Genomic DNA, 25,889 nt, shown 5'->3' on the forward strand with positions numbered 1-25,889 from the left:
TCATCGACTCGATTCAGGCCGACGTGAAGTGGCTTGGATATGACTGGGGCAAGAACCTCTTCTTCGCCTCCGACTATTTCGAAAAGCTCTACGGGTGGGCGGAGGGTCTCATCCGTGCTGGCCTCGCCTATGTCGACGACCAGACGCAGCACGATATCCGCGTCAACCGCGGCACGCTGACCGAGCCCGGCAAGAACTCGCCGTTCCGCGACCGCACGGTGGAGGAAAACCTCGATCTGTTCCGCCGCATGAAGGCGGGCGAGTTTCCGAATGGTGCGCGGGTGCTGCGCGCCAGGATCGACATGGCCTCGGGCAACATCAATCTGCGCGATCCGGTGCTGTACCGGATCCTGCATGCGCATCATCCGCGCACCGGCGACAAATGGTCGATCTATCCGAGCTACGACTATGCCCACGGCCAGTCGGATGCGATCGAGGGCATTACGCACTCGATCTGCACACTGGAGTTCGAGGATCACCGGCCGCTCTATGACTGGTTCATCGAAAAACTGCCGGTGCCGTCGAAACCGCACCAGTATGAATTCGCGCGTCTCAATCTCACCTACACGGTTCTGTCAAAGCGCGTGCTGACCCAGCTCGTGCGTGATGGCCATGTCGCAGGCTGGGACGATCCGCGCATGCCGACGATTGCCGGGCTGAAGCGTCGCGGCGTGCCGCCGGCCGCGATCCGCGAATTCGTCAAGCGCATTGGCGTCGCCAAGGCGAACAGCGTCGTCGACGTCAGCATGCTGGATTTCTGCATCCGCGAGGAGCTGAACCGCACGGCGCTGCGCCGCATGGCGGTGCTGCGGCCGCTCAAAGTGGTGATCGAGAACTATCCGGAAGGGCAGGTCGAGGAGATCGAGGCCGTCAATCACCCCGACAATCCCGATGCCGGCACGCGCAAAATCGCATTCGGCCGCGAGCTCTATATCGAGCAGGACGATTTCATGGAGAACCCGCCGAAGAAATTCTTCCGGCTCTCTCCGGGCAATGAGGTGCGGCTGCGCTACGCCTATTTCATCAAGTGCACGGGTGTGGTGAAGAACACGGCCGGCGAGGTCACGGAGCTCCGTTGCACCTATGATCCCGCAACCCGCGGCGGCAACGCGCCCGACGGCCGCAAGGTCAAGGCGACCATGCACTGGCTGCCGGCCGCTTGCTCGCTTCCTGCCGAAATCCGCCTCTACGGCCAGCTCTTTGCCAAGCCGAGCCCGGATGCCGCGAACTTCGCCGCCGACCTCAATCCGGCCTCGCTGGAGGTCCTCAAAGAGGCCCGGATCGAGCCTGCGGTCGCGGAAAGCAACTCCAGCGAGCCGATGCAGTTCGAGCGCCAGGGCTATTTCGTCCGTGACAAGGATTCCACGCCGGAGCGACTGGTGTTGAACCGAACCATTGGCTTGCGAGACACCTTTGCAAAGGAAGTTGGAAAGAGCTAAGCCCCATCATCGCAGCGTTCGTGATCTGGATCACACGCGAACGCAGGCCCCAGGCCCTAGATAACGATCCTCCCTTGAAGGGGGCCCCCATGAAAAAGTCCGTTGCCTTGGCTATCATCTTCCTGCTGCTGCCGGCGTTCTCGGCCGGCGCAGCGAGCTCGCTCCACCGCAAGCATGTCACCCACCACGGCGTACAAAAGGCGCACCCGAGCGAAGCGGCACCGAAAGCGCCGCCGGTGACGCGATTGCCGGTCGCGCCCGACACATTCCGGGCGTAAGGCCAGGCACGAGATTCTGCTGCGCGATTCCGTTTTTGTTCTCTAGTCCGGTTCCCTCAACTTCCGGTAGTCTCCGCGCCAATAGCGGGGTATTGGCGGTATGGCAGTGCGGGACGGGCCACGGCGCCGCGCGCAGGGCGTTGCGGGAACCTGGCCGCCGCGCGGGGCCGCGCAGGCGGGCTTGCTGGCGCCATCCGGCGCTCCGGCCTGGACCGACTTCCTCGAACGTCTGCGGGCATTGGTGCGCGCGGAAGCCGGCGCCGGGCGCCTCATGCCGTGGGTCCCGGTCGCCTTCGGCATCGGCATCGCGTTTTATTTCACTGCCGCGCACGAGCCCGTGCTGCCGGTTGCCATCGTCACGGCAGCCGTGCTGTGCCTCGCCGCCTTCCTGCTCAGGCGAAGCCGGTTCTTCGTCAGCGCTGTGCTGATCGCGGCGATAGCCGCAGGCTTTGCGGCCGCGACAAGCAGGACGGCGTATGTGGGCCATGCCGTGCTGGCGCGGCCGCTCTATTCGGTCTCGCTCTCCGGCTTCGTCGAGACGCGCGACATCCGCGAGCGCACCGACCGCTTCGTGCTGCGCGTGACCACCATGAACGCACCGCGCTTCTCCACCAGGATTGAGCGCGTGCGGCTTTCGGTGAAGAAGGGCACCGCGCCCGATGTCGGCAGCTTCGTCGAATTGAAGGCGCGGCTGATGCCGCCGCTCGCGCCGCTGCGGCCGGGCTCCTACAATTTCTCCCGCGATTTGTTCTTTCAGGGCATCGGCGCCTCCGGCTTCGTGATGGGCGCGATCAAGATCGTCGATCCGGCCGAGAGCGGCGGCCTTGGCTTGCGCTACGACGCCTTCATGCAGAACTTGCGCGATGCAGTCGACGCGCGCATCCACACGCGCCTCGACGGCGACGAGCGCGCGATCGCAACCGCGCTGCTGACCGGTCGGCGCGACGCCATCACCCAGCCCGTCAACGACGCGATGTTCATCTCCGGCCTCGGCCACGTGCTCTCGATCTCCGGCTATCACATGGCAGTGGTCGCGGGCGTGGTGTTCTTCGCCGTGCGCGCGCTGCTTGCGCTGATCCCCGGCCTTGCCGTCAGCGCGCCGATCAAGAAATGGGCGGCGGCCGCCGCGCTCGTCGCCGCGGCCTTCTACCTCTTGCTGTCGGGCAACGATGTCGCAACGCAGCGATCGTTCTTCATGACGGCAGTGGTGCTGATTGCCGTCATCGTCGACCGCCGCGCCATCACCTTCCGCACGCTCGCGGTCTCAGCGATGATTGTGCTCGCAATGCAGCCGGAGGCGCTGGTGCATCCGAGCTTCCAGATGTCGTTTGCGGCAACCCTTGGCCTCGTCGCGCTGGTGCAGATCGGCATGCCGCGGCTGTTCGCAAAGCCCGATCATTCGGCGACCGCGCGCGTCGCGCTCTGGGGTGGGCGCGAGCTCGTCACGCTGTTGCTCGCCTCACTGGTCGCAGGATTCGCGACCACGCCCTATGCCGCCTTCCATTTCCATCGCGTCACCCCCTACGGCGTGCTCGCCAACCTCGCGGCGATGCCGGTGGTCTCGGCGCTGGTGATGCCGGCAGGCCTGCTCGGTCTGCTCGCCATGCCCTTCGGCCTCGACGGCTTCTTCTGGTGGTTGATGGGGATCGGCATCGACTGGATGATCGTGGTCACGCAATGGGTCGCAAGCCTGCCCGGCGCGGTCGGTCGCATGGCGGCCTTCGGCGTCGGCCCCATGATCGTGGCAAGCGCCGGCCTCGTGCTGATGGGATTGTTGCGCACCCCGCTGCGCTGGTCCGGTGCGCTGGTGTTTGCAGCCTCGGTCGTGTGGGCGCTTGCCGTGCGGCAGCCGGATATTCTGGTGTCCGGCGACGGCCACGCCATCGCCGTCCGTGGCAAGGACGGCGGACTTCACATGATGCGCACCAGCAAGGACGCATTCCTCATCAAGGAATGGCTCGCCGCCGACGCCGATGCGCGCAGCGCCACTGACGCGGCGCTCGCCGATGGCGTCTCCTGCGATGATGCGGGCTGTGTGGTGGAGATGGAAGGCGGCGGCCTGGTCGCAGAAGCGCTCCGTAGCGACGCGCTGGAGGACGATTGCGAGCGCGCCACGCTTGTCGTGACCACCCGTCAGCCGCCGTTGGATTGCGCGGCGTCGGTGATCGACCGCGAGCGGCTGCGCCGGCAGGGCGCGCTGGCCTTGTGGCGCAAGGCGGGCGGATTCGACGTGGAAGCAACAAAGCCCCCCGGATTCGACCGACCGTGGTCGCCCGCCATCAAGGGCGATGACGGGGCTGACAGCTTCATCGCAACACGTCCGCCGCCGCGGCGCGCGCGGGATGCAACGCCGTCGGAAGCGGATTTGCAAACGGCCGAATAACCGAGGCTGGCCGGAGCTCTGTTTTGCGGAGCTGCGCTTGGCGTTGCCTTGGCGGACCTTGCCTCAGTGAGAAGTGATCGGCAGCTCGAATGTGCCGAGATGAAACTCCTCACTCTGAAGCTCGTCGGGCTCGCCGCTCTCCCGGGACGACGCCGGCAACTCCACCAGAGTGAATGAGGCTTCGGGAAATTGCTGCCAGATCGCGAGATCTTGTTCGGTGACCGTGAGCCAGCCGAATGTAAACATGTAACGCCCGGGCTCGGTGACCCCACCGGCCCGACGCCAGGTAATCTTGTTCACCATCAACTACGCCCGCGCTTGTTGTGGGCAAAAGGTGCCGCCGGACGCGAGCCCGCCGGCACCTTCGCGAGATCTTGTCTAGCCCGGCAAGCTTACTCGACCGGAAGAATCTGTGCGGCCGGAGCTTCCGTTGCGGCTGCCGTATGCATCGGCGGCTTCACCGGCTCGGTCACCGGCAATTGCAGCACGCTCACGCGCTGTCCCTCGCAAAGCTGGGTTACCAGCACGTAGTTTCCATCCGGAAATTCGATCGCGTCGTGATGGCGATCGTGAATGTGCGGATCGATCTTGCCGAACTTTCCAACGCGGGAATTGATGGTCCGCGTCCAGATCCAGCGGTTGTCGTATTTGACCTCGTCCTCGAAGGCGAGCTCTGTGCCCGGCAGCATGCAGACGGCGACGGTCGGGTCGCTTTCTGATGCGAAACCGCGGGTCGAGGTGCCGCGGAAGGTCGTCGTAATCAGCGTCTCGCCGACCTGGGCGGGGCGCGAAGCTACGGCATGCAAACTATAGTCACACATCGGATTGCTCCTCATTCGAGATAGCCAACCCGCGCCTCTGTCACTGTTGGAGCAGCAAGCTCTTTGAGGCACAGGCCTCTATCAGCGTGGTCACCAGCCCCGTAAGGCTCAGCCTTGTTATAGGCAATTTCACGGCTGGCCCTTCGGGCCTTTAATCACAAATCTGTTGAAGCCCTTTGGTTCCTAGGCTCGCGCAAACGCACAAACAAAAAAGCCGCCGGAGGGCTCCGGCGGCGACTTTAGCACTTTTTAGTATTTGCGGTAGAGCTTAGTATTTGCGGTAGAGCCCAATCAGCTTGCCCTGAATCTTGACGCGGTTTGGCGGCAGGATGCGGACTTCATAGGAGGTATTGGCGGGCTCGAGCGCAATCGAAGCGCCGCGGCGGCGGAAACGCTTCAGCGTTGCTTCCTCCTCGTCGATCAGCGCCACCACGATGTCGCCGGTATCTGCGGTGTCGTTGCGCTGGATCAGCGCCATGTCGCCGTCGAGGATGCCCGCGTCGACCATCGAATCGCCCCGCACTTCGAGCGCATAGTGCTCGCCGCTTCCGAGCATATCCGGCGGCACGCTGATGGTGTGGCTCCTCGTCTGCAGCGCCTCGATCGGCGTACCCGCGGCGATTCGTCCCATCACGGGCACCGCAACGGGACGTTCGCCGTCGTCGACATTGGCGTTGCCGCCGCGCACCTTGCCGAGGTTGCCTTCGATCACGCTCGGCGTGAAGCCGCGACGGCTGCCGCCGGGCGAAAGCTCGGGCAGCTTGATCACCTCGATGGCGCGTGCGCGATTGGGCAGGCGGCGGATAAAGCCGCGCTCCTCCAGCGCCGTGATGAGACGATGGATACCGGACTTCGAGCGCAGATCGAGCGCATCCTTCATCTCATCGAAGGAGGGCGGTACGCCGGCTTCCTTCAGCCGTTCGTTGATGAAACGCAGTAGTTCATACTGTTTGCGCGTGAGCATCTCGAGCAGTCCCCCGGGGTTCAAAAGGTGTCGTTCGATTCCGAGACTCTTATTTCGAGACAAGAGTCTCGAAACTTGGGAGATGGTCTCCCGGTACTAGCCCTCGAAACAAATCATGAACGGACACTATATGTTCGATATGTGTTCCGCAACCATTTAATATCAGGTGAACATGCGAAAGTTTGGCGAGCGCGCCGGTCGGAACTCGGCCAGAGGCCTATTCCGGCAGCCGAAGGATCTCGCAACCAGCGCCCGCTTTCGCCGCTTCCGCAAACGGTGCGCGTATCACTAATGCCTGCGCCGCAGCGAGATTCGCAAGCAGCGAGGAGTCCTGGTGATTGACGGGCGTTGCGATCAGCGTGCCGTCATCGCGCTCTTCGAGCCGCGCACGCAGATAGTCCTCGCGGACATCGTTGGCGCCGACATCACGACCGAGAACGGCCGTCTCACGCACGTGGTGAATCATTTTGCGGCCGGACAAAGCGCGAATCAGCGGCACGACGAACAGCAGCGTGCAGACGTAGGAGGACACGGGATTACCGGGCACGCCGACCACGCGCATCGCGCCGAGCCGGCCATGCATCATCGGTTTCCCCGGTCGCATCGCGATCTTCCAGAACGCGATGCTGACGTTCTCGGCTTCCAGCGATTCCTTTACGAGATCGTGATCGCCGACGGAGGCGCCGCCGGTCGTGACCAGGATATCGGCGGCAAGCTCGCGGGCGCGGCGGATGCCCGCGGTGGTCGCCTCCTTTGTGTCGGCGGCAACCCCGAGGTCGATCGTTTCGGCACCCTCGGCGCGGGCGAGCGCGCGCAGCGCATAGCCGTTGGAATAGACGATCTGGCCGGGACCGGGGCTCGAGCCGGGCATGACAAGCTCGTCGCCGGTCGCAAGCAAGGCGACCTTGGGTCGCCGCCGCACGGGCAGTTCCGGATAATTCATGCTCGCTGCGAGCGACAAATCGCGCTCGGTGAGGCGGCTGCCGGCGGACAGCAGCACGTCGCCCTCCCTGAAGTCGACGCCCGCGGGGCGGATATGCCGTCCCTTTGCAGCGGCCTCGGTGATGGTGATGGCGTTGCCGTCGGCGACCGTGTCTTCCTGGATCACGACGGCATCGGCGCCGTCGGGGATCACGCCGCCGGTGAAGATGCGCGCCGCCTCGCCCTCGCCAATCGCGCGGTCGAAAGGACGGCCAGCGGCGACTTCGCCGATCACCTTGAGCCTGGCATTGACCTGCGCGGCGTCGGCGGCGCGCACCGCATAGCCATCCATCGCCGACATCGCCTGCGGCGGCTGGGTGCGCTTTGCTGCGATGTCGCGCGCAAGCACGCGATGATGGGCGCCTTCCAGCGCCACCATCTCCTCGCCCAACGGCTCGGCGCCGGCAAGGATCGCGGCAAGGGCGTCGGTAACCGGCATCAGCGCCACGGCAGCACTCCAAAAGTCTCGAATGATCGAGTTTTAGCGGAGTGGATGGCGCGAAGCAAAGGTGAGGACAGGACGCATCTTGCAATCCCCATCATGTGGACGATTCGACACGACTGGCAATTCGCACACATCCGCCATGCGCGAATTGCCCGTCGTGTTACTTTGTCGCAGGTTTCAGGCTATTGCCGAAAATCGGAAATAACCCCATCCTTCCCGACAGCCCGGCTCGAGGAGAGGGACGTTCGGCCAATCGTCACGACACGTGAGGCGGGTTGCGATGGACGCTGTCGGCGCGCAAGGACGAAGCGCGTGTGATGCGTCCGACGAAGCCGTGTGGTCCCGACACCCCGATGCTGGTGTCAAGTCCGCGAGTTGATTGCAGGCGACGGTGACTACAAAGCCCGGTACGCCGAGGAGAGCACGGTATAAGTCGTCAAACATCGCGCGGGGAATGCCGGACGTGTTCGGTTGTACCTGTGACCAACTCGTGTGCGTTCTTCTAAGTTTCTGCAGCACACGAGAGCGCGGGTGCAACGGCGCCCGGCATTCCCTGCGCCCTCCGATTTTCGAGGGCATTCGCGCAAGACTCGGACAAATCACGTCGCGAGAACGTGAATGCTCGTCGCAACGAACCCTGGTGCCGCATTGGGTATGTTCGCGGCAACGCGTTCAACTCCGACGTGAGAGGAGCCGTCAATGTCGACAACGGCGCGGAACGCCAGCTTCCTTCATCGAAGGAGAATATTGGTCACGCTGGGCACGTTCCTTACGACCATTCTTCTCTCGACTCTGCCGGCTCGTGCGGGACAGAATGGCATGCCAGACGCACTCCAGGGAGACGGCCGCGTTTCGCGCTTCTATCGTTGGGAGGGGACAATTCCTCGACCAGGTAAGCTACTGCGGCAAGAGAAGGTGGAGCCGACGCTGGGCCTCGCGAATGCCGGCACGCAGTTGAGAATCCTGTACAGCTCGATCGACGGCATAGATGGAAAATCCCCTATTGTCGTTTCGGGCTTGCTGTTCCTGCCGCACGGCAAGCCACCGGCCGGCGGTTGGCCCTTGATGGCTTGGGCGCACGAGACGGCCGGAATGGCTGATATCTGCGCGCCCTCGTGGGCTGGGTATTCGACCAGCATCGAAGGGTTTCTAAACACCTGGCTCGCGCATGGCATCGCTATCGTCGCGACCGATTATCAAGGTCTCGGCACGCTAGGACCGCACCCGTACCTGGCCGTCCGCCCCGGAGCGTATGGGGTTCTCGACAGCGTTCGGGCAGTGCAGCAATCGTTTCCTGTGATCGGAAAAAAAGTCCTGCTCGCCGGCTATTCGCAAGGAGCACAGGCAGCGTTTGGAGCAGCCGCCCTTCAGTCGTCCTACGCGCCCAAACTCGACCTGCGTGGCGTCATCGCAACGGGGACCCCCTATATGACGCCGGAAACAGCGCCGGCCATGCGCGCCGACACTGCCGCGCAGGTCAGCTACCTCCTTGTTTACCCGCTCTACCTGGGGCTGATGGCTCAACAGTCGGATCCAACGTTGAAAGCGTCCGATATGTTTAGCGAGAAGGCAATGCCGCTATTCGAGATGACCCGCCGAGCCTGCGTATGGCAGCTCGTGCTCGAAGCTCTCTCCTCTCATCTGACACGAGCGGAAAGCGTCAAGCCAGGATTCGAGCGTGCGCTGCTAGCCAATATTCACCTGCTCGAATATCCATCATTGAAGTTGTCAGCGCCGCTGTTCATGGGCATTGGAGAACTCGACCAGGACGCTCCTGCCAGCCTGCAGCTTGCCCTAACAAAAAAAGCCTGCAACGCAGGAACGACAATCGAAGCTCACCTCTACGCAGGCGCGCCGCACAATGAGGCCGTAACCAGGTTGCTCCCGCAAGCCATTCGGTTCGCCGATGCGGTTTTGGCCGGTAAGACCGTTACGCCTGTCTGCAGCCCGGAGGCAGAATAAACATGGACGTGGTGCTTTGCGACAGCCGGCGGACATCCACTTCGGTGTATCCCGCAACAGCGGTTACGAGTAGGCGGCCTAAATGCCCAGCGCCGTCAGCGCATCGGCAACATCGCGCGACGAGTTGACTTGGATCGCCTTCAGGCCGCGAGCCCGCGCGCCTTCGACATTCTCGCCGATATCGTCGAAGAACACGATGCGCGAAGCGGGCACACCGATGGCGCCCACGACGTGATCGAAGGCAGCCGCGTCCGGCTTTCGGTGGCCGATCGTGGAGGAGTAATAGAGCTCGCGAAAGGGTTTTAGCGTGTGCGCATAGGCCTTGCTGAAATATTCGACATGCGCGCGGTTGGTGTTGGAGAAGACATAGAGCGGAAGATGTTCCGCGGCGCGCGCCAGCAGCCCCGCGATTCCGTCCATCTCGCCGGCGAAGATTGCATTCCAGCCTTCGAGGAACTGGCTGTCGGAGATGGTAATGCCCAGGCCACGGCGCAGGCTGTCGAAATAGGCCTCGTCGCTGATCGCACCGACCTCGTGATGCTTGTATGTGTCATCGCGCACAAAGCGCGAGGCGATGTCGGCAGGTGCGCAGCCGGCATGGCCGGCCCAGCAGGCCAGCGCCTTGTCGAATTCGATCTTGAACACGACGCGACCGAGATCGAACAGCAGCGCGTCGGCATCGCCCGGGGAAAGACGGGGAGCGGTCATGGCGGTCAGATACACAAAGCCGATTGGCGTGACAATGATGACACGCCATTCGCTCCGGCCGCGTGCTCAATAACGATAGGGCTCGATGTCGAGCAGCGGATAGGCCGAGAACACGCTCGGCATGTTGGTTGCGGTTGCCGGATGCAGATACGATTTATCGAGCTCTTTGAACGAAGTGACGCCGAGCAGCCCGAGCGAGCGCATCACTTCGTCCTCCAGGAGTTCCAGCATGCGCAGGACGCCAGCCTCGCCGGCCGCGGCCAGCGCCCAGCATTGCAGCCGCCCGATGCCGACGATGTCGGCGCCGGCCGCGATCGCCTTCACGACGTCGGAGCCGCGGCAGAAGCCGCCATCGACCATGATTTTCGCGCGGCCCTTCGCCGCCTCGACGATCTCCGGCAGCACATGCATGGCGCCGCGGCCGTGGTCGAGCTGGCGGCCGCCATGGTTGGAGACGTAGATCCATTCGACGCCGTGATCGAGCGCGATCTTCGTGTCCTCGGCGGTGGCGATGCCCTTGATGATCAGCGGAATCTTGAACTTGTCCTTGATCAGCTTGACCGTGCGCCACGAAAGCCCCTTCTGGTAATCGCCGCCGGTCGAGCGCATCCGGCTTTCGCGCACATAGCGCTTGGCGATGTCGCGCTCGCGCCGGCTGTAATGGGCGGTGTCGACGGTCAGACAAAAGGCCGTGTATTTGGCGGCGATCGCGCGGCTCACATGATCCTCGACGAAGGCGTCGTCGCCGCGGACATAGAGCTGGAACAGGCGGAGTGCGTCGGGAGCGGCTTCCGCGGTCTTCTCGAGACCGGGGTCGGACACCGAACTCAGCATGTGCGCGGCGCCGAACCGCCCGACGCCGCGCACGACCGCGGCGGCACCTGCGGGATCGAAGATTTCAAGTGCGCCGACCGGCGCCAGCATGACTGGCAGGCGCATCTTGCGGCCGAAGCGCTCGACCGAAGCATCGACCTTGGCGACGTCGCGCAGCACGCGCGGGCGGAAGGCGATCTCGTCCAGCGCCATGCGGTTGCGGCGCAGGGTGGTCTCGGTCTCGGCGGCGCCGACGATGTAGTCCCAGGCGTTCTGGTTGAGGTTGGCACGCGCTTTCCGGACGAACTCGTGCAGGTTCTGGAACGGCTCGTTGCTTGCCCCAAGCTCCATATTGCGCGCTGGCCGGATCGCTTCGTTCATGACGTGCTCCCCCCATGATTTCGTTGGGCTGTTGTTTCTCTCTCGCCTATCGCTTCCGGCGGCTTCACGCCATCCCAAAATTGCATGGCTTGCGGGCGAGGCTCGCTTGGCAGCGGCGGGAATTCCGGCTTTGCGGCGCGCCCCGCCGCCGATATCGTCGGCTCAAGCAAAATGCCGCGAGGAAATCATGTCCTCCTTGATGCTGTTTTCCCCGTTCTCGATCCGGGGCGTGACGCTGAAAAACCGGGTCGTGGTGCCGCCGATGCATCAATATTCGGCAGTGAAGGGATTTCCGACCGACTGGCACCTGATGAATGCCGGCAAATTCGCTGCCGGTGGCGCGGGTCTCGTCGTGGTCGAATCAACCAAGGTCGAGCGCCGCGGCTGCGGCACGGTGGGCGATCTCGGCATCTGGGACGATGCCTTCATCGAGCCCTTGAAGCGGCTGGTGAAATTCATCCACGAGCAGGGCGCGGTCGCCGGCATCCAGCTCGGCCATTCCGGCCGCAAGGCGCGCGCCAACCGGCCCTGGGAGGGCGACGGGCCGTTGCAACGGCGGCCCAACGTCGAGGATTGGGACGCTTGGACGCCGGTTGCACCCAGCGCGATCGCCCACAGCGAAAAGTGGCATGTGCCGCGGGCGCTGGAACGCCATGAAGTCAAGGATTTGGTGCAGGCGTGGGGCCGCGGCGCGCGTCGGGCCCATGAAGCAGGTTTCGAGGTGCTGGAACTGCACGGCGCTCACGGCTACCTCGTGCATGAGTTCCTGTCGGAGCGCTCGAATCAGCGCACCGACGAATATGGCGGTTCCGAAGCTAACCGGATGCGCTTCCTGATCGAGATCGCGGAGGCGGTGCGGACCCATTGGCCCGAGCGCAAGCCGCTGTTCGTACGGCTGTCGGTTGAGGACAATGCCGGCTGGGGCCCCGAGCAGAGTGTCCGGCTGGCGAAAATCCTCAAAACCAAGGGCGTCGACGTCATCGATTGCTCGTCCGGGGGAATCACCGATCAGGCGCCGATTCTCGGACGCGAGATCAAGTACAGTTACCAGGTACCGCTATCGGAATATGTCCGCCGCCACGCCGATATCATGACCATGGCAGTCGGTTTGATTATTCATGGCGACCAGGCGGAAGATATTTTAAGGGAAAGTCAGGCGGATTTGATCGCCGTTGGTCGCGAAATCCTCAATAATCCGAACTGGCCGATGGATGCTGCCCTGAAATTGGGCGCCGAGGGTCCGTTCCGGAACGTGCCGCCGCAATTCGGCTGGTGGCTCGGGACACGGGCCAGGCGAGGATTCGGGACGCAACCGTCGACCTATCAGGTGGGCTTGCAAGTCGGCCTTGAAGAAACCAGAAAGGTGTTGTGAGTCTCCTGTTTCGACCCCATTTGGGCAACAAATCCAGCGCGGAAGGCGGCGGACATCATATGCGGAAAAATATCCTATTTCTCGTGGGTTCGCTGACCGGCGCCTGTTTGACCCTGCTGGTCACGGGGCCCGAGAGCGAGCACTGGATTGCCCGGGCCAAGGCTGCGGCCAATGCCGCCGATACCTATTCCGAGCTCAATCTTTTTGGCGAGGTTTTTGAGCGCGTCCGCTCCGACTATGTCGAGAAGCCCAGCGACACCAACCTGATCGAAGGCGCGATCAACGGGATGGTGACCTCGCTCGATCCGCATTCGCGCTACATGAACGACAAGGCCTGGCGCGAGATGCAGGAGACCACCTCCGGCGAGTTCGGCGGTCTCGGCATCGAGGTCACGATGGAGGACGGCCTCGTCAAGGTCGTGGCTCCTATCGACGATACGCCGGCGGCCAAGGCTGGCCTTCTGTCGGGCGACCTGATCAGTCAGATCGACGACGAGAATGTGCAGGGGCTGACGCTCGAGCAGGCCGTCAACAAGATGAAGGGCGCGGTCAACACAAAGACCAAGCTGAAGATCATCCGCAAGGGCAAGGATCCGTTCGACGTGACCCTGACGCGGGAGATCATTAAGGTAAAGCCTGTGCGCTATCACACCGACGGCGGCGATATCGGCTACATCCGGATCACCTCGTTCAATGAGCAGACCACTGACGGCCTGCACAAGGCTGTCGCCGATATCCAGAAACAAATTCCGCAAGACAAGCTCGCAGGCTACGTTGTGGATTTGCGCAACAATCCGGGCGGGCTGCTCGATCAGGCGGTTTCGGTCGCGAGCACTTTCTTGCCGCGCGGCGAAATTGTCTCGACCCGGGGTCGCAATCCGGAGGAAACCCAGCGCTTCACCGCCCATGGCGGCGACCTCACCAAGGGCAAGCCGCTGGTTGTGCTGATCAACGGCGGATCGGCCTCGGCCTCCGAGATCGTCGCCGGCGCCCTGCATGACCACAAGCGCGCAACCCTGATCGGCACGCGGTCCTTTGGCAAGGGCTCGGTGCAGACCATTATTCCGCTCGGCGCCGGCAACGGCGCGCTGGCGCTCACTACTGCGCGCTATTACACCCCGTCCGGCCACTCGATCCAGGCGCTCGGCATTCAGCCCGACATCGAGGTGCTGCAGGACGTGCCGGATGATATGAAGGGCCGTGCCGACATGAAGGGCGAGGCGTCGATGCGCGGGCATCTGTCGGCCGAAGGCACCGAGAAGAGCGGCTCGCAATCCTACGTGCCGCCGGACGAGAAGGACGACAAGGCGCTGGGCGCGGCCTACAACACGTTGCGCGGCGTCGTCGTCAACGCCAAGGTGCAGCCGCAGCCCAAGCAGTCTGTGCCGAATTGACAGAACGTCGATCGGGATTTTGAATGATCAGGGCGGCCCCGGGGCCGCCCTGATGTTTTTGGAGGTGAACTGCGAGCTTTTTTACGCTGTTTTTGGCCGCCGTCTCCTGCTCTCCGTCATTGTGATCGACGCCGCGACGCTGTGGCGCGAGCCGAATAATTCCCTGATCTGCGCGGCGGGCCTGGCCGGGCTGAACAGATAGCCCTGCATCTCCGAGCAGCCGAGCTCGCCGAGGAGCTGGCGCTGCGCTTCGGTTTCGACGCCCTCCGCCGTCGTCGCCATGTGACGGGAGGCGGCGATGTTGACCACGGCCTGCACGATGCTGCAGGAGCCCTTGTCCGGCTCGGTGATGTCCTTGACGAAGCTGCGGTCGACCTTGATCTTGTCGAAGGGGAACCGCTGCAGGTAGCTCAGCGACGAGTAGCCGGTGCCGAAGTCGTCAAGCGCGATACGCACGCCGATGGCGCGAAGCTGGTGCAGGATGGCGAGCGCGGCCTCGTCGTCGCGGATCAACACCGCCTCGGTGATTTCCAGCTCCAGTCGGCCGGCCGCAAGGCCCGACGCGGCGAGCGCCGCCATGATCTTCAACGCCAGCGTGCCGCTCTTGAACTGCACTGGCGAGACGTTGACGGCAAGCCGGATGTCGCTCGGCCAGGTCGCGGCCTCGTCGCAGGCGGTGGTGAGCACGAACTCGCCGAGCTGGTTGATCAGTCCGGTTTCCTCGGCGATCGGAATGAACTCGGCCGGCGAGATCATCCCGCGCTCCGGATGCCGCCAGCGCACCAGCGCTTCGCAGCCGGTGATGCGGTTCTCCTGCAGACTGACGCAAGGCTGGTAGTAGACTTCGAGCGCGCGGGCTGTGATTGCCTGGCGCAGGTCGACCTCCAATTGCCGGCGGGCGCGGACCTGGGCGTCCATCTCGGGCGCGAAGAAGCGGTACGTGCGGCGGCCTGCGGCCTTCGCGGCATACATCGCAAGATCGGCGTTTTTCAGGATCTGGTCGAGATCGGTGCCATGCTCCGGCACCAGCGCGATCCCCATGGAAGCGTCGGCGGTGAGCTGGTGGCCAAGGCACTCAAACGGCGCGCGGATCGCCTCGAAGGCACGGGTGACGAGATCGATGACGTCCTCGGCAGTGTCGACGCCGGTCTGCACGATCGCAAACTCGTCGCCGCCGAGACGGGCGACAAAGCCGGCGGAGCCGACGCAGCGGTTCAGACTGACGGCGATCGATTTCAGAAGCTCGTCGCCGATCAGGTGGCCGAGGGAGTCGTTGACGCTCTTGAACTCGTCGATGTCGATGTAATAGACGGCGATCTGTTGCCCCACCGGGATCCGCGTCAGCTCCTGCTTCAGCCGCTCGTGAAACAGCGCGCGGTTGGGCAGGTCGGTCAGCGCATCATAGTGAGCGAGATGGGCAATGCGCTGCTCGGTGCGGCGGCGCTCGGTGATGTCCTCGTGGGTCGCGACCCAACCGCCGTCGGCAAGCGGCTCGTTCACGATCTGCACCGAGCGTCCGTCGGGCGTCTCGATGACGGTAATCTTCTTGCGACCGATTTCGCGCAGCGTGGTATCGACGTATTCGTCCGCGTCACCGACGAACGAACCGGTCTCTTTGCGATGCTCAATGATCTCGCGCAGGCTCGCTCCGGGTTTCACGATCGCAGGCGAAAGCCCGTACATTTCGACATAGCGTTGGTTGCAGACGACCAGTCGCCTCGATGAATCGAACAGCAACAGGCCCTGCGTCATGTTGTCGATGGCCTTGTCGAGGCGTTGCTTTTCAAGGGTGAGGCGCCGTTGCGAGGCTGCGTGATCGCGCGACAGCCGGCGCACGACGATAAAGAGCAGGACTGCGATCAGCAGCACCGATACGGCGCCGACGCTGATCAGAAAGCGCATCTGCTCTTGCCAGTCGGCGAGCGCGGCGGCCATCGTCGTGCTGGCGACGACCACGATCGGGAACTCGCTGAGCGCATGCGACGCAACGAGGCGGTATTGGCCGTCGATCGGGCTCTTGAGGCGCCCGGCATACTCGTTCAGCTCGAACACCTTCCGCTGGCCATCCGGACCGGTCCTGAAATTCCGTCCGACCATGCCGTCCGCATGAGGATAGCGCGCGAGCAGTGTGCCGTCGCGGTGATGCATCGAGATGGCCGAGCCCGGCGCCAGCGTCACGGAGCCAAAGAACCGTTCGAAGTCGGCCGGCGTGATGGCGCGGGTCACGACGCCGAGGAATTCGCCGTTCGGCCCGGTGACCTTGCAGGCGAATACCGTTGCCCAGCCTCGCTGGAAGCGGCCCTGCACCAGCTGGACCCTGAACCGTTCAAAGGGCGAGCCCGATTTGAACGCCTTGAAAAAATTGCGATCGGCGATCCGCACATTGGGGACCGGCCAGTATTCCGACGAGTTGATCAACGCGCCGTTGGAATCGAAGACGTTGACGCCTGCGACGTCGGTATAGGCGCGCAGCCGCATGCGAAGCATCTCGTGCCACTCGCGGGTCGACAATTGCGCCCGGAAGGCCTCGGGCGTCGGAATGCGCGACGCCTCGAGTTGCGCGACGATCTCGCGCTGGATGCTCATGAAGTCCTCGAGTTGCTGATCGAAATGACGGGCCATCAACAGCACGGTGTTTTCGAGCTGCCGTTCCGCGCTTTCCAGCGCACGCTCGCGGAAATTGCCGGCCATGATCGTGGTGCCGATCGCGATCGCCGCAATCAGAAGCAGTCCGCCGACGACAAGTCCGCGGATCGGGCCGCCGCGCGCGGAGCTCTTCACGTCGATCGAGGCGTTGGCATTCTTCATCATGCGTCTGGTCTGGCCGAGGCTTTGTTGAGCGGGCGCCCGTCGACGCACCGTCGCGCGCGCAAGCTACGACGCCCAGATGGAGCCCGCGTTAGCAATCTCGGTAAATCGGGGGTTAACCGCAGGTCGTGAATTGCGGCTGATATCGCGCAGCACGATAGCGCGCAGCGGCCGTTGCCGGGCGAGAGGTGGCGAACAGGGAACAAGCCTCCTTGCGCGCCGGTGCTCACCAAAACTTAACCATCTGCAACGTGAGCCGTCTGGCGCGAGTTGGGCAGTGAACGGTCGCTCCGCTCCTGCCGTGAGGGAGAGGTCACGATAACTTGCCGAAGAAATTTGCGCGATGAGCCCGGCGTTCAGGCGTGGTAGTGGCCCGACTTGCCGCCCATTTTCTCGACGAGGTGAATGCCTTCGATGCGCACGCCGCGCTCGACAGCCTTGATCATGTCGTAGATGGTGAGGCAGGCGATGGATACCGCGGTGAGCGCTTCCATCTCGACGCCGGTGGGGCCGGTCACCTTGACGGTGGCGCGCACCAGGCATCCCGGAAGTTTTGGGTCCGGTGAAATATCGAGCGTGACCTTCGACAGCGCCAGCGGATGACAGAGCGGAATCAGCTCGTGCGTCCGCTTCGCCGCCATGATGCCGGCGACACGCGCGACGCCGAGCACATCGCCCTTCTTCGCGTTGCCGGACTGGACCAGCTTCAGCGTCGCCTTGCTCATGACGACGCGGCCTTCGGCGATCGCGGTCCGTTCAGTGGCGGACTTCTCGGACACGTCGACCATGCGGGCTTCGCCGCCGGCATCGATATGGGTGAGGGCGCGGCCTTTGAAGGATTGCCGCGCCATCAGCGCGCGCCCATGGAGCCAAGCGCTTCACTGCGCGCGAGCAGCGCGCTTGTGGCAGCCGCGACATCGGCTTGCCGCATCAGGCTTTCGCCGACCAGGAAGGTGGATATGCCGACGTGCGCGAGCCGCGACAGGTCGGACGGGGCGAAGATGCCGCTCTCGCCGATGATCACGCGGTCCTTGGGAATCAGCGGCGCCAGCGCCTCGCTGGTCGCGAGCGTCGTCTCGAAGGTGCGCAGATTGCGGTTGTTGACGCCGATCATCGGCGAGCGAAGCTTGAGCGCGCGCTCGAGTTCGGCGCGATCATGGATTTCGATCAGCACGTCCATGCCGTAGGCAAGGCTCGCGTCCTCGATGTCCCTTGCCGCGGCATCGTCGAGCGCGGCCATGATGATCAGGATGCAGTCGGCATCATGGGCACGCGCTTCCGCGACCTGGTAGGGGTCGAACATGAAGTCCTTGCGCAGCACCGGCAGGCTGGTCGCCTTACGCGCAGCCACCATGAAGTCGAGATGGCCCTGGAAGGAAGGCGCATCGGTCAGCACCGAGAGGCACGCCGCGCCGCCCGCTTCATAGGCCTTCGCGAGCGCCGGAGGATCGAAATCGGGGCGGATAAGCCCCTTGGAGGGCGAAGCCTTCTTGACTTCGGCAATCAGCGCGTATTCGCCGACGGCGAGCTTGCGCCGGATGGCGCGAAGGAAACCACGCGGCGCCGAGGCGGCTTTCGCGCGAGCCTCCACGTCTGAAAGCGGGCGGGCGCGCTTGGCGGCCGCGATCTCCTCGCGCTTATAAGCTTCGATCTTGGTCAGGATGTCGGACATCGCCCGCCTTGCCGCTAGCTGTTCGAGACCGCGATAAGATGCTTCAGCCGCGCGGCCGCTGCTCCACTGTCGAGCGATTGCCTGCCAAGCGCGACGCCGTCGGCAAGGCTCTTGGCCTTGCCGGCGACGATCAGCGCCGCCGCCGCGTTGAGCAGCGCTACGTCGCGATAGGCACTGGGTTCGCCGTCGAGCACGCTTTGCAGCGCGACCGCATTGGCGTCGGCGTCGCCGCCTTTCAACGCATCGCCGCCGACGCGGGTGAAGCCGGCTTCCTCTGGCGTTACCTCGAAGCTGCGGATGCTGCCGTTCTCCAGCGCCGCGACGAAGGTCGGCCCGGTGAGGGTGATCTCATCGAGGCCATCGGAGCCATGCACCACCCAGACGGATTCCGCGCCAAGATTCTTCAGCACTTGCGCGAGCGGCTGCACCCATTGCCGCGAGAACACGCCGACCATCTGGCGGCTGACGCCAGCCGGATTGGACAGGGGACCAAGCAGGTTGAAGATCGTTCGGGTGGCGAGCTCGACACGGGTCGGGCCCACATTCTTCATCGCGGGATGGTGCGACGGCGCGAACATGAAGCCGATCCCGGCCTCTTTGACGCAGCGCCCGACCTGCTCGGGCTTAAGGTCGATCTTGACCCCGAGCGAGGCGAGCACGTCCGCTGCCCCCGAGCGCGACGACAGTGCGCGATTGCCGTGCTTGGCGACCGGAACACCGACGCCCGCGACAATGAAGGAGGCACAGGTCGAGACGTTGACCGAGCCCGAACCATCACCGCCGGTGCCGACGATATCGACCGCGTTGGGCGGTGCGGTCACCCGCAGCATCTTGGCACGCATCGCCGATACAGCGCCGGTGATCTCGTCCACGGTCTCGCCGCGGACCCGCAGCGCCATCAGCAGTCCTCCCATCTGCGAGGGCGTGGCTTCGCCGGACATCATGCTGTCGAAAGCAGCGGCCGATTCCTCCCGCGAGAGCGTGGCGCCGGTGGCGACTTTTCCAATGATCGATTTAAGCTCGTCCATCGCGTACTTTCGGAACTTACTCGGTTATTGCTGGGCGCCGGTCACTTGCGCGAAAGCGGCTTCGTTGACGGAGGTGCCGATCTCCTTTTCGAGCTTGGCAACATAGAGCGCAACCTGCTCGTCGGCGAGGCCGCGCACAAGCTGGTCCTTCAGCTTTTTCATGTCGGCCGAATTGAGATCGATCGGCGGCACCGTGTCGTCGGTGACGCGGAACACGATCCATTCGGTCGGGCCGGTACCCGGCGTCTGGCCGGCGCCGTCCTTTGCGGTCCGGTAGGCGGCCGCAATCAGGCCCGAGGGCACGCCGGGCGGCGAATCCTCGCGCTTGAAGCTCGCTGCGGTTTCGACCTTGGCGCCGATGCCTGCCGCTTCGTCGGCAAGCTTGCCGCCCTGGCCGAGCTTCTGGACCATATCGGTCGCCTTGGTGCGGAGGCGGGTTGCGATCTGGTCATCCTTCCAGCGCGTCTCGACCTGGTCTTTCACCTCATCCAGCGTGCGGTCGCGCGGTGGGGTGATGCCGAGCACGTCGTACCAGACGTAGCCACCGTGATAGGAAATCGGGTCGTTGTCGACGCCGACGTCGCTGTTGAAAGCCTGCGACACCACGTCGAGGCCGGGAGGGATTTTGGTAGCCGGCTGGCTTGTCGGCGTCTTGCCGGAACGATCGACGGCGTCGATGGTAACGGAGGCGAGCCCGAGCTTTTTCGCCGCCTCGACGACGCTGGCACCGCCGCCGCGTTCGTCCTCCATCTTGTCGCGCAGTTCCCCGACCTTGTCGTGGGCACGCTCCATGGCGATCTCTTTCTTCAGATCCTGCGCCACACTCGCATAGTCCGGCTTGATCCCTGGTTGGATCACACCGACCTTGACCAGCGCCACGCCGAAGCGGCCCTGTACCGGCTGGCTGATCTCGCCTGACGGCAGCGAGAACGCGGCGTTCGCAACTGCAGGATCGAGAATGCTGGATTTGGCGACGAGGCCGAGATCGACATCGGACTCCTTGAGCTTGCGCTCCTTGACGAGATCGTCCCACGACGTGCCGGAGGCGATACGGCTGCGCGCGGCCTGCGCTTCGTCGACATTGGGGAAGACGATCTGCGAGACCTGACGCTTCTCCGGCGTGCCGAGCTTGTCCTTGCGTTGCTCGAACAGCTTCTTGGCGTCCTCATCCGACACGTCGGACCATTTGCCGATCTCTTCCGGCGTGATCGCTACAAAGGCGATCTTGCGGTATTCGGGCGCGCGGAATTGCGCCTTGTGCTTGTCGAAGTAGCTGGCAAGCACCTCCGGCGAGGGCGGATCAATCGTCCCGGCCTGGGCCGGGCCGAGCCTGACATACTCGATCGAGCGCCGCTCGTTCTGGAAACGGTACAAGACATCCATCAGCGTGTTCGAGGGCGAAAGGCCCGCGGAAATCGTTCCCGCAAGCTGGCCGCGCAGCGAGACACGCTTTTGATCGGCGAGATAGTGAGCTTCGCTGTAGCCGAAGTTGCGGATGATGGCCTCGAAGCGGGCCGGGTCGAATTGACCGTTCATCCCCTTGAAGTTCGGATCGGCAAAGATCACGCGCATGGTTTCGGCATCGGATTGCCCGAGGCCAAGCTGACGCGCCCTCTCATCGAGCGCGGCTTCGGCCAGCGTCTGCTGCAGTACCTGGCGGTCGAAGCCGAAGGCGTGCGCCTGTTCCTGGGTCAGGGGACGACCAAACTGGCGCCCGATCTGCTGGAGCCGGTCGGTATAGGTTTGGCGGAACTCGTTCAGCGAAATCTCGGTATGTCCGACTTTCGCGAGCGTCGACTGCCCGAAGCCGCGGAAAATGTCCGCAATACCCCAAATGCCGAAACTGACGATCAGCGCGCCCATCGCAACCGTCATAATCGCCTTGCCGAGCCAGTTTGATGAGGCTTTGCGTATTCCTCGAAGCATAGGTCCAACTTGTCTTAAGGAGGGAAAGGGTGCGCCTTATAGCGGACTTCGCAAACGGGCGTCACCGAATTGATAAAGCATCATAAAGTGGCAGTCGCCCGGTCGCAACCTTAAGCCCTCCGGAACGACCGCCTGACCGCATCCCGCGCGAAACGGTTAATGTCGGGCGGCCGGTCTGGAACTGCCGGGGCGGCTCTGCTAGCGCTGCGCACTGAATGAACTGGGAATCGCGCCATGACGGATGCCATCCGGCCGCTGATCGCCGGCAACTGGAAAATGAACGGCCTCAGGGCCTCCCTGGGCGAATTCGATGCCATGCTCGCCGGCGCGGCCAAGGTTGCCGGCAAGGCCGATCTTCTGGTCTGTCCACCAGCGACCCTGATTGCCGCCTTTGCCGGGAAAGTACAGGGCACGAGGGCCTTTGCGGTCGGAGCGCAGGATTGCCACCCCAAGGCCTCCGGCGCCCACACCGGCGATCTCTCGGCCGAGATGCTGGCCGATGCCGGCGCGACCGCAATTATCGTTGGCCATTCCGAACGGCGCGCCGATCACGGTGAGAGCGACGCGCTGGTGCGGCAGAAGGCGGAGGCCGCCTGGCGCGCCGGCCTTGTCGCGATCGTCTGTATCGGCGAGACGCGCGAGCAGCGCGACGCCGGCAAGACGTTGGACATCTGTGGCGCACAGCTCTCGGGCTCGCTGCCGGACGCTTCAACGGCAGCCAATCTGGTGGTGGCCTATGAGCCGGTCTGGGCGATTGGAACCGGGCTCACGCCAACGCCGCAGGATGTCGAACAGGTTCATCGCCTTATCCGCGATCAGCTCACAAGCCGGTTCAAGGCGGAGGGCGGCAAGATCCGCATCCTCTATGGCGGCTCGGTCAAGCCGTCGAATGCGGCCGAACTGATGGCGGTTGCCAATGTCAACGGCGCGCTGGTCGGCGGCGCGAGCCTGAAGGCGTCGGATTTCCTGGCGATTGCCGCGGGCTGCTAGACTAGGCAGCAATGCGCTTCCAATAGATCATCGTGCCCGTGAGGCCGCCATGCGGCTTCAGCGCGTAGTCTGGAATGATCCCGGTCAGGTTGAATCCGAGGCTTTCGTAGAGCGGCGAGGCGCCTTCATCGACGGCGGTGTCGAGCACGAGCAGCGTGCGTCCGCGTGCGAAGGCCATCCGCTCGGCCGCGCGCATCAGCGCGGTCGCGATGCCTCGCTTGCGATGGCTGACTTTCGTCATCATTTTTGCGATCTCGGCCCGATGCGGCTGGTTCGGCGGAAGATCAAGCAGCAGCGTCACCGTTCCAACCAGCAAATCGCCATCGAGGGCCCCCAGAACGATCCGCTCTCCGCGCGTAGCGGCGGCGAGCGAGTTCTCCCAAAAGGCATTGGCCATTTCTGGCTGCAGCGGATGCATGAAGCTCACCGAGCCGCCGTGCGCGACGGTTTCAATGAGCATGTCGCTCAGCATGGCGAGGATGTCGGGCGAGGGACTGAGTGCCTTGATCTGGATGTGCCGCACGACGATTAACTCCCGACGTTGACGGTCCTTGCAGGAAATTCAGTTTTGACCGGCTTACCTCGTCTCTGCTTGATCGCGGCGATCCGTTCGACGTCCTCAAGCTGGAGATGACGGCCGCGCTCGAGAATTTCGAGCGTGTACTCCTCATAGGTGAGCCCCAGCCGCTCGGCCTTGCGAAGGCGAAACGCGACAATTCCGGGTGAGGGGTTGTGCCAGGCGGCGCGGTGCGCGGCCTTCCAGTAAAAGTAATTACCGATGCCGCCGTTGCCCCATTCCGGCATGTGCTCTTCGTCGAGCGGCGGACCGCCGTTGTGGCCAACGGGGATCTCGACCTCCAACATGATCGGCTAGGTCCGCGCCAGCGCGACGACATAGACGCACGCCGTGTTGGTTTCATTGGCAAAGGTGGTGTCGGTGGGCTGCCCGAAGCCGAGGCAATCGCCCGGGCCAAGCGAATGCCGCTCACCGCCCTCGGTGATGACGAGGTTGCCGCTCTGCACCCAGACGAGCTGACGGATGTGGGCGTAAGAGGACGCTGGCAGCGTTACGTGCTGCCGCGGCGGCAATTCCACCCGCACGATCTCGACGGGATGATCGGGACGGCTGAACACCTGCTTGCGCAGATAGCCGGTCTCGGGATCGCGCCAGACCGGCTGTTCCGCAGCGCGCGACAGGCGTCCGCCCTGGCTCTCGGCGCGGAGCATCAGGCCCGCCAGCGTGAGATCAAAGGCGCTGGCGAGCCGGACCAGCACGACCGCGGTCGGACTGACCTCGGCGCGCTCGATCTTGCTGATGGTGGCCTTCGACACGCCCGCGCGCTCGGCGAGATCGGCCAGCGACCAGCCGCGGCTGTCACGTTCCAGCCGCAAACGCTGCGCGAGGCGCTGGCTCAGATCGTCTATCAAAGTATCCATTCGTCTATTATAGTAGAGAATGGGTGGGGCGTTCAAGGCCCGAAAGTCGCGGCCCCGAATTGCTTGCGAGACGGCGCGTCGCGCCTATGTCGGGGGTGACAAATCCCGGTGCAATCGTGTAACACCGCGCGACTTCACGAAAGCCTTGCAAGTCCACGAGCCGGAGGCCGGCCACGCTTAGGCTTGTGACGGAAGGTTGAGATGCAGACTGTTATCATCGTCGTTCACCTCATGATCGTCGCCGTGCTGATCGGCGCGGTGCTGTTGCAGAAGTCCGAGGGCGGCGGCCTCGGTATGGGGGGTGGCGCGGGCTTCATGTCGAGTCGCGGCACGGCCAATCTCCTGACGCGGACGACGGCCATCCTGGCAGTGGGCTTCTTTGTCACCAGCCTTCTTCTGTCGTGGCTCGCCGGTCTTGAGCGCAAGCCGACCTCGATCATCGGTGCGCAGGCGCCGGCGTCGCAGACCCAGCCGGGCGGGGCTACGCCGGTCAAGCCGCCGACCTCAGGCGGCGTGCTCGATACCCTCAAGAAGGCCGAGCAGCAGCAGAAGCAGGCACCGGCCGCGCCGCAGGCGCCGCAGTCACAATAAAGCAGGGTGGCCATGCGGGAAGCTGGGCTAGCTTCCTGCATCAGGAATCCCCATCAAGCCGCTGATAGAACTTTCATTTCTTGCATACCCACAGCCGCGCAAAAACTTGGTCGCGCGCGGCGAATCGTTTTGGCGAATCGGCCCGCTGGCCTTAAAGGTAAAGTCCCATGGCGCGGTACATCTTCATCACCGGCGGCGTGGTTTCCTCGCTCGGAAAGGGTCTGGCATCGGCGGCTTTGGGCGCGCTGCTTCAGGCCCGTGGCTACAAGGTCCGGCTTCGCAAGCTCGACCCCTATCTCAATCTCGATCCCGGCACGATGTCGCCGTATCAGCACGGCGAAGTCTTCGTGACGGATGACGGCGCCGAGACCGATCTCGATCTTGGCCATTACGAACGCTTCACCGGCAGGCCGGCCAGCAAGGCCGACAACATCACCACGGGGCGTATCTACCAGGATATCCTGACCAAGGAGCGGCGCGGCGACTATCTCGGCGCCACGATCCAGGTGGTGCCGCATGTCACCAATGCCATCAAGGAGTTCATCCTTGATGGCAATGACGACTACGATTTCGTGCTGGTCGAGATCGGCGGCACGGTCGGCGACATCGAGGGCCTGCCGTTCTTCGAGGCGATCCGCCAGCTCAAGAACGAGTTGCCGCGCGATCACGCGATCTACATCCATCTGACGTTATTGCCGTACATCCCCAGCGCGGGCGAATTGAAGACCAAGCCGACCCAGCACTCGGTGAAGGAATTGCGCTCGATCGGCATCCAGCCGGATGTCCTGCTGTGCCGCACCGATCGTGCAATCCCGAAGGAGGAGCGGCGCAAGCTCGGGCTGTTCTGCAACGTACGCGAAAGCGCCGTTATCGAAGCGCGCGACGTCGACAACATCTACGCCGTGCCCGAGGCCTATCACGCCGCCGGCCTCGACGACGAGGTGCTGGCGGCCTTCGGAATTGCGCCGAGGATTCCGCCGGCGCTGCAAAGCTGGAACACCATCAACGAGCGTATCCGCAACCCCGAAGGCGATGTCACCATCGCCATCGTCGGCAAATATACCGGCATGAAGGACGCGTATAAGTCGCTGATCGAAGCGCTGTCGCATGGCGGCATCGCCAACAAGGTGAAGGTCAATCTCGACTGGATCGAGAGCGAGGTGTTCGAGAACGAGGATCCAGCGCCGTTCCTGGAGCACGTCAACGGCATCCTGGTGCCCGGCGGCTTCGGCCAGCGTGGCGCCGAGTGCAAAATCCGCGCGGCGCAGTTCGCGCGCGAGCGCAACGTGCCTTATTTCGGCATTTGCTTCGGCATGCAGATGGCGGTGATCGAAGGGGCGCGCAACCTCGCAGGCATTGCCGGGGCGAACTCCACCGAATTCGGTCCGACCGACGAGCCGGTCGTCGGGCTGATGACCGAATGGATGCGTGGCAACGTGGTCGAGCGGCGCAACGAAGGCAGTGACCTCGGCGGCAGCATGCGGCTGGGTGCTTAC

The 25,889-nt window shown here is 63.8% G+C and carries 23 protein-coding genes; 9 read left to right on the plus strand and 14 right to left on the minus strand.

What is annotated here, in order from left to right:
- The 3 genes from VKR55_RS10080 to VKR55_RS10090 form a co-directional block, all read left to right on the plus strand.
- The coding region (locus VKR55_RS10080; protein WP_324402406.1) for a glutamine--tRNA ligase/YqeY domain fusion protein at window positions 1–1,439 on the plus strand (1,439 nt) is incomplete at its 5' end.
- A gap of 89 nt (window positions 1,440–1,528) precedes the next feature.
- Entirely contained in the window at window positions 1,529–1,717 is a 189-nt protein-coding gene (locus tag VKR55_RS10085) for an META domain-containing protein (protein ID WP_324402408.1), read from the plus strand.
- Window positions 1,718–1,817: 100 nt separating this feature from the next.
- Window positions 1,818–4,100 (plus strand): ComEC/Rec2 family competence protein, encoded by a 2,283-nt coding sequence (locus tag VKR55_RS10090; RefSeq protein ID WP_324402410.1) that lies wholly within the window; start codon window positions 1,818–1,820, stop codon window positions 4,098–4,100.
- 63 nt (window positions 4,101–4,163) lie between these two features.
- On the opposite strand, the gene VKR55_RS10095 is transcribed toward VKR55_RS10090, so the two are convergent.
- The 4 genes from VKR55_RS10095 to VKR55_RS10110 all read right to left on the minus strand — a co-directional run bounded on the left by VKR55_RS10095 (window position 4,164) and on the right by VKR55_RS10110 (window position 7,314).
- A complete protein-coding gene (locus tag VKR55_RS10095; RefSeq protein ID WP_324402412.1) occupies window positions 4,164–4,403 on the minus strand; it encodes a hypothetical protein in 240 nt (79 codons plus the stop codon).
- An 89-nt stretch (window positions 4,404–4,492) separates the two neighbouring features.
- Window positions 4,493–4,921, minus strand: a complete 429-nt coding sequence (locus VKR55_RS10100) for a hypothetical protein (protein ID WP_324402414.1) — start codon at window positions 4,919–4,921, stop codon at window positions 4,493–4,495.
- A 268-nt stretch (window positions 4,922–5,189) separates the two neighbouring features.
- Complete coding sequence (lexA, locus tag VKR55_RS10105; RefSeq protein ID WP_324402415.1) at window positions 5,190–5,885, minus strand: transcriptional repressor LexA; 696 nt, start codon at window positions 5,883–5,885, stop codon at window positions 5,190–5,192.
- A gap of 217 nt (window positions 5,886–6,102) precedes the next feature.
- On the minus strand, window positions 6,103–7,314 hold the full coding sequence (locus tag VKR55_RS10110; protein WP_324402418.1) for a molybdopterin molybdotransferase MoeA: 1,212 nt from the start codon (window positions 7,312–7,314) through the stop codon (window positions 6,103–6,105).
- Window positions 7,315–8,010: 696 nt separating this feature from the next.
- Between VKR55_RS10110 and VKR55_RS10115 the strand changes: the two genes are divergently transcribed.
- Window positions 8,011–9,273, plus strand: a complete 1,263-nt coding sequence (locus VKR55_RS10115) for a lipase family protein (protein ID WP_324402420.1) — start codon at window positions 8,011–8,013, stop codon at window positions 9,271–9,273.
- Window positions 9,274–9,351: 78 nt separating this feature from the next.
- On the opposite strand, the gene VKR55_RS10120 is transcribed toward VKR55_RS10115, so the two are convergent.
- Together VKR55_RS10120 and VKR55_RS10125 are read right to left on the minus strand one after the other, a co-directional pair.
- Complete coding sequence (locus VKR55_RS10120) at window positions 9,352–9,981, minus strand: HAD-IA family hydrolase (RefSeq protein WP_324402422.1); 630 nt, start codon at window positions 9,979–9,981, stop codon at window positions 9,352–9,354.
- Between the two features lie 66 nt (window positions 9,982–10,047).
- Window positions 10,048–11,175 carry an alpha-hydroxy acid oxidase gene (locus tag VKR55_RS10125; protein WP_324402425.1) on the minus strand — a complete coding sequence of 376 codons (1,128 nt, stop codon included), beginning with the start codon at window positions 11,173–11,175 and terminating at the stop codon, window positions 10,048–10,050.
- A gap of 187 nt (window positions 11,176–11,362) precedes the next feature.
- Between VKR55_RS10125 and VKR55_RS10130 the strand changes: the two genes are divergently transcribed.
- Together VKR55_RS10130 and VKR55_RS10135 are read left to right on the plus strand one after the other, a co-directional pair.
- A complete protein-coding gene (locus VKR55_RS10130; protein ID WP_324402427.1) occupies window positions 11,363–12,547 on the plus strand; it encodes an NADH:flavin oxidoreductase/NADH oxidase in 1,185 nt (394 codons plus the stop codon).
- 59 nt (window positions 12,548–12,606) lie between these two features.
- Complete coding sequence (locus VKR55_RS10135) at window positions 12,607–13,941, plus strand: S41 family peptidase (protein ID WP_324402429.1); 1,335 nt, start codon at window positions 12,607–12,609, stop codon at window positions 13,939–13,941.
- 81 nt (window positions 13,942–14,022) lie between these two features.
- Here VKR55_RS10135 and VKR55_RS10140 read toward each other — a convergent pair whose 3' ends face one another.
- The 5 genes from VKR55_RS10140 to VKR55_RS10160 form a co-directional block, all read right to left on the minus strand.
- Window positions 14,023–16,752, minus strand: coding sequence for a bifunctional diguanylate cyclase/phosphodiesterase (locus VKR55_RS10140; RefSeq protein ID WP_324402431.1), 2,730 nt, complete (start codon window positions 16,750–16,752; stop codon window positions 14,023–14,025).
- Between the two features lie 353 nt (window positions 16,753–17,105).
- Window positions 17,106–17,600 (minus strand): cyclic pyranopterin monophosphate synthase MoaC, encoded by a 495-nt coding sequence (moaC, locus tag VKR55_RS10145; RefSeq protein ID WP_324402433.1) that lies wholly within the window; start codon window positions 17,598–17,600, stop codon window positions 17,106–17,108.
- Window positions 17,600–18,421, minus strand: coding sequence for an indole-3-glycerol phosphate synthase TrpC (gene trpC / locus VKR55_RS10150; RefSeq protein WP_324402435.1), 822 nt, complete (start codon window positions 18,419–18,421; stop codon window positions 17,600–17,602). The genes moaC and trpC overlap by 1 nt, the downstream gene beginning before the upstream one ends.
- A 14-nt stretch (window positions 18,422–18,435) precedes the next feature.
- Entirely contained in the window at window positions 18,436–19,449 is a 1,014-nt protein-coding gene (gene trpD, locus VKR55_RS10155) for an anthranilate phosphoribosyltransferase (RefSeq protein ID WP_324402437.1), read from the minus strand.
- A gap of 24 nt (window positions 19,450–19,473) precedes the next feature.
- Window positions 19,474–21,375 (minus strand): peptidylprolyl isomerase, encoded by a 1,902-nt coding sequence (locus VKR55_RS10160; protein WP_324402439.1) that lies wholly within the window; start codon window positions 21,373–21,375, stop codon window positions 19,474–19,476.
- Window positions 21,376–21,609: 234 nt separating this feature from the next.
- Between VKR55_RS10160 and tpiA the strand changes: the two genes are divergently transcribed.
- Window positions 21,610–22,365, plus strand: a complete 756-nt coding sequence (tpiA, locus tag VKR55_RS10165; protein ID WP_324402442.1) for a triose-phosphate isomerase — start codon at window positions 21,610–21,612, stop codon at window positions 22,363–22,365.
- A 1-nt stretch (window position 22,366) separates the two neighbouring features.
- On the opposite strand, the gene VKR55_RS10170 is transcribed toward tpiA, so the two are convergent.
- The 3 genes from VKR55_RS10170 to VKR55_RS10180 are packed head-to-tail and all read right to left on the minus strand — an operon-like array spanning window position 22,367 to window position 23,802.
- Complete coding sequence (locus VKR55_RS10170; RefSeq protein ID WP_324402444.1) at window positions 22,367–22,888, minus strand: GNAT family N-acetyltransferase; 522 nt, start codon at window positions 22,886–22,888, stop codon at window positions 22,367–22,369.
- A 5-nt stretch (window positions 22,889–22,893) separates the two neighbouring features.
- Entirely contained in the window at window positions 22,894–23,229 is a 336-nt protein-coding gene (locus tag VKR55_RS10175; protein WP_324402446.1) for a hypothetical protein, read from the minus strand.
- A 6-nt stretch (window positions 23,230–23,235) separates the two neighbouring features.
- Window positions 23,236–23,802, minus strand: a complete 567-nt coding sequence (locus VKR55_RS10180) for a helix-turn-helix domain-containing protein (RefSeq protein WP_324402448.1) — start codon at window positions 23,800–23,802, stop codon at window positions 23,236–23,238.
- Window positions 23,803–24,003: 201 nt separating this feature from the next.
- On the opposite strand from VKR55_RS10180, the gene secG reads away from it, so the two are divergent.
- Window positions 24,004–24,393 carry a preprotein translocase subunit SecG gene (secG, locus tag VKR55_RS10185; protein WP_324402450.1) on the plus strand — a complete coding sequence of 130 codons (390 nt, stop codon included), beginning with the start codon at window positions 24,004–24,006 and terminating at the stop codon, window positions 24,391–24,393.
- A gap of 167 nt (window positions 24,394–24,560) precedes the next feature.
- Window positions 24,561–25,889: CTP synthase (locus VKR55_RS10190; protein ID WP_324402452.1), on the plus strand; the 1,329-nt coding region annotated here is incomplete at its 3' end.

The organism is Bradyrhizobium sp., assembly GCF_035309285.1.
GTDB lineage: Bacteria > Pseudomonadota > Alphaproteobacteria > Rhizobiales > Xanthobacteraceae > Bradyrhizobium.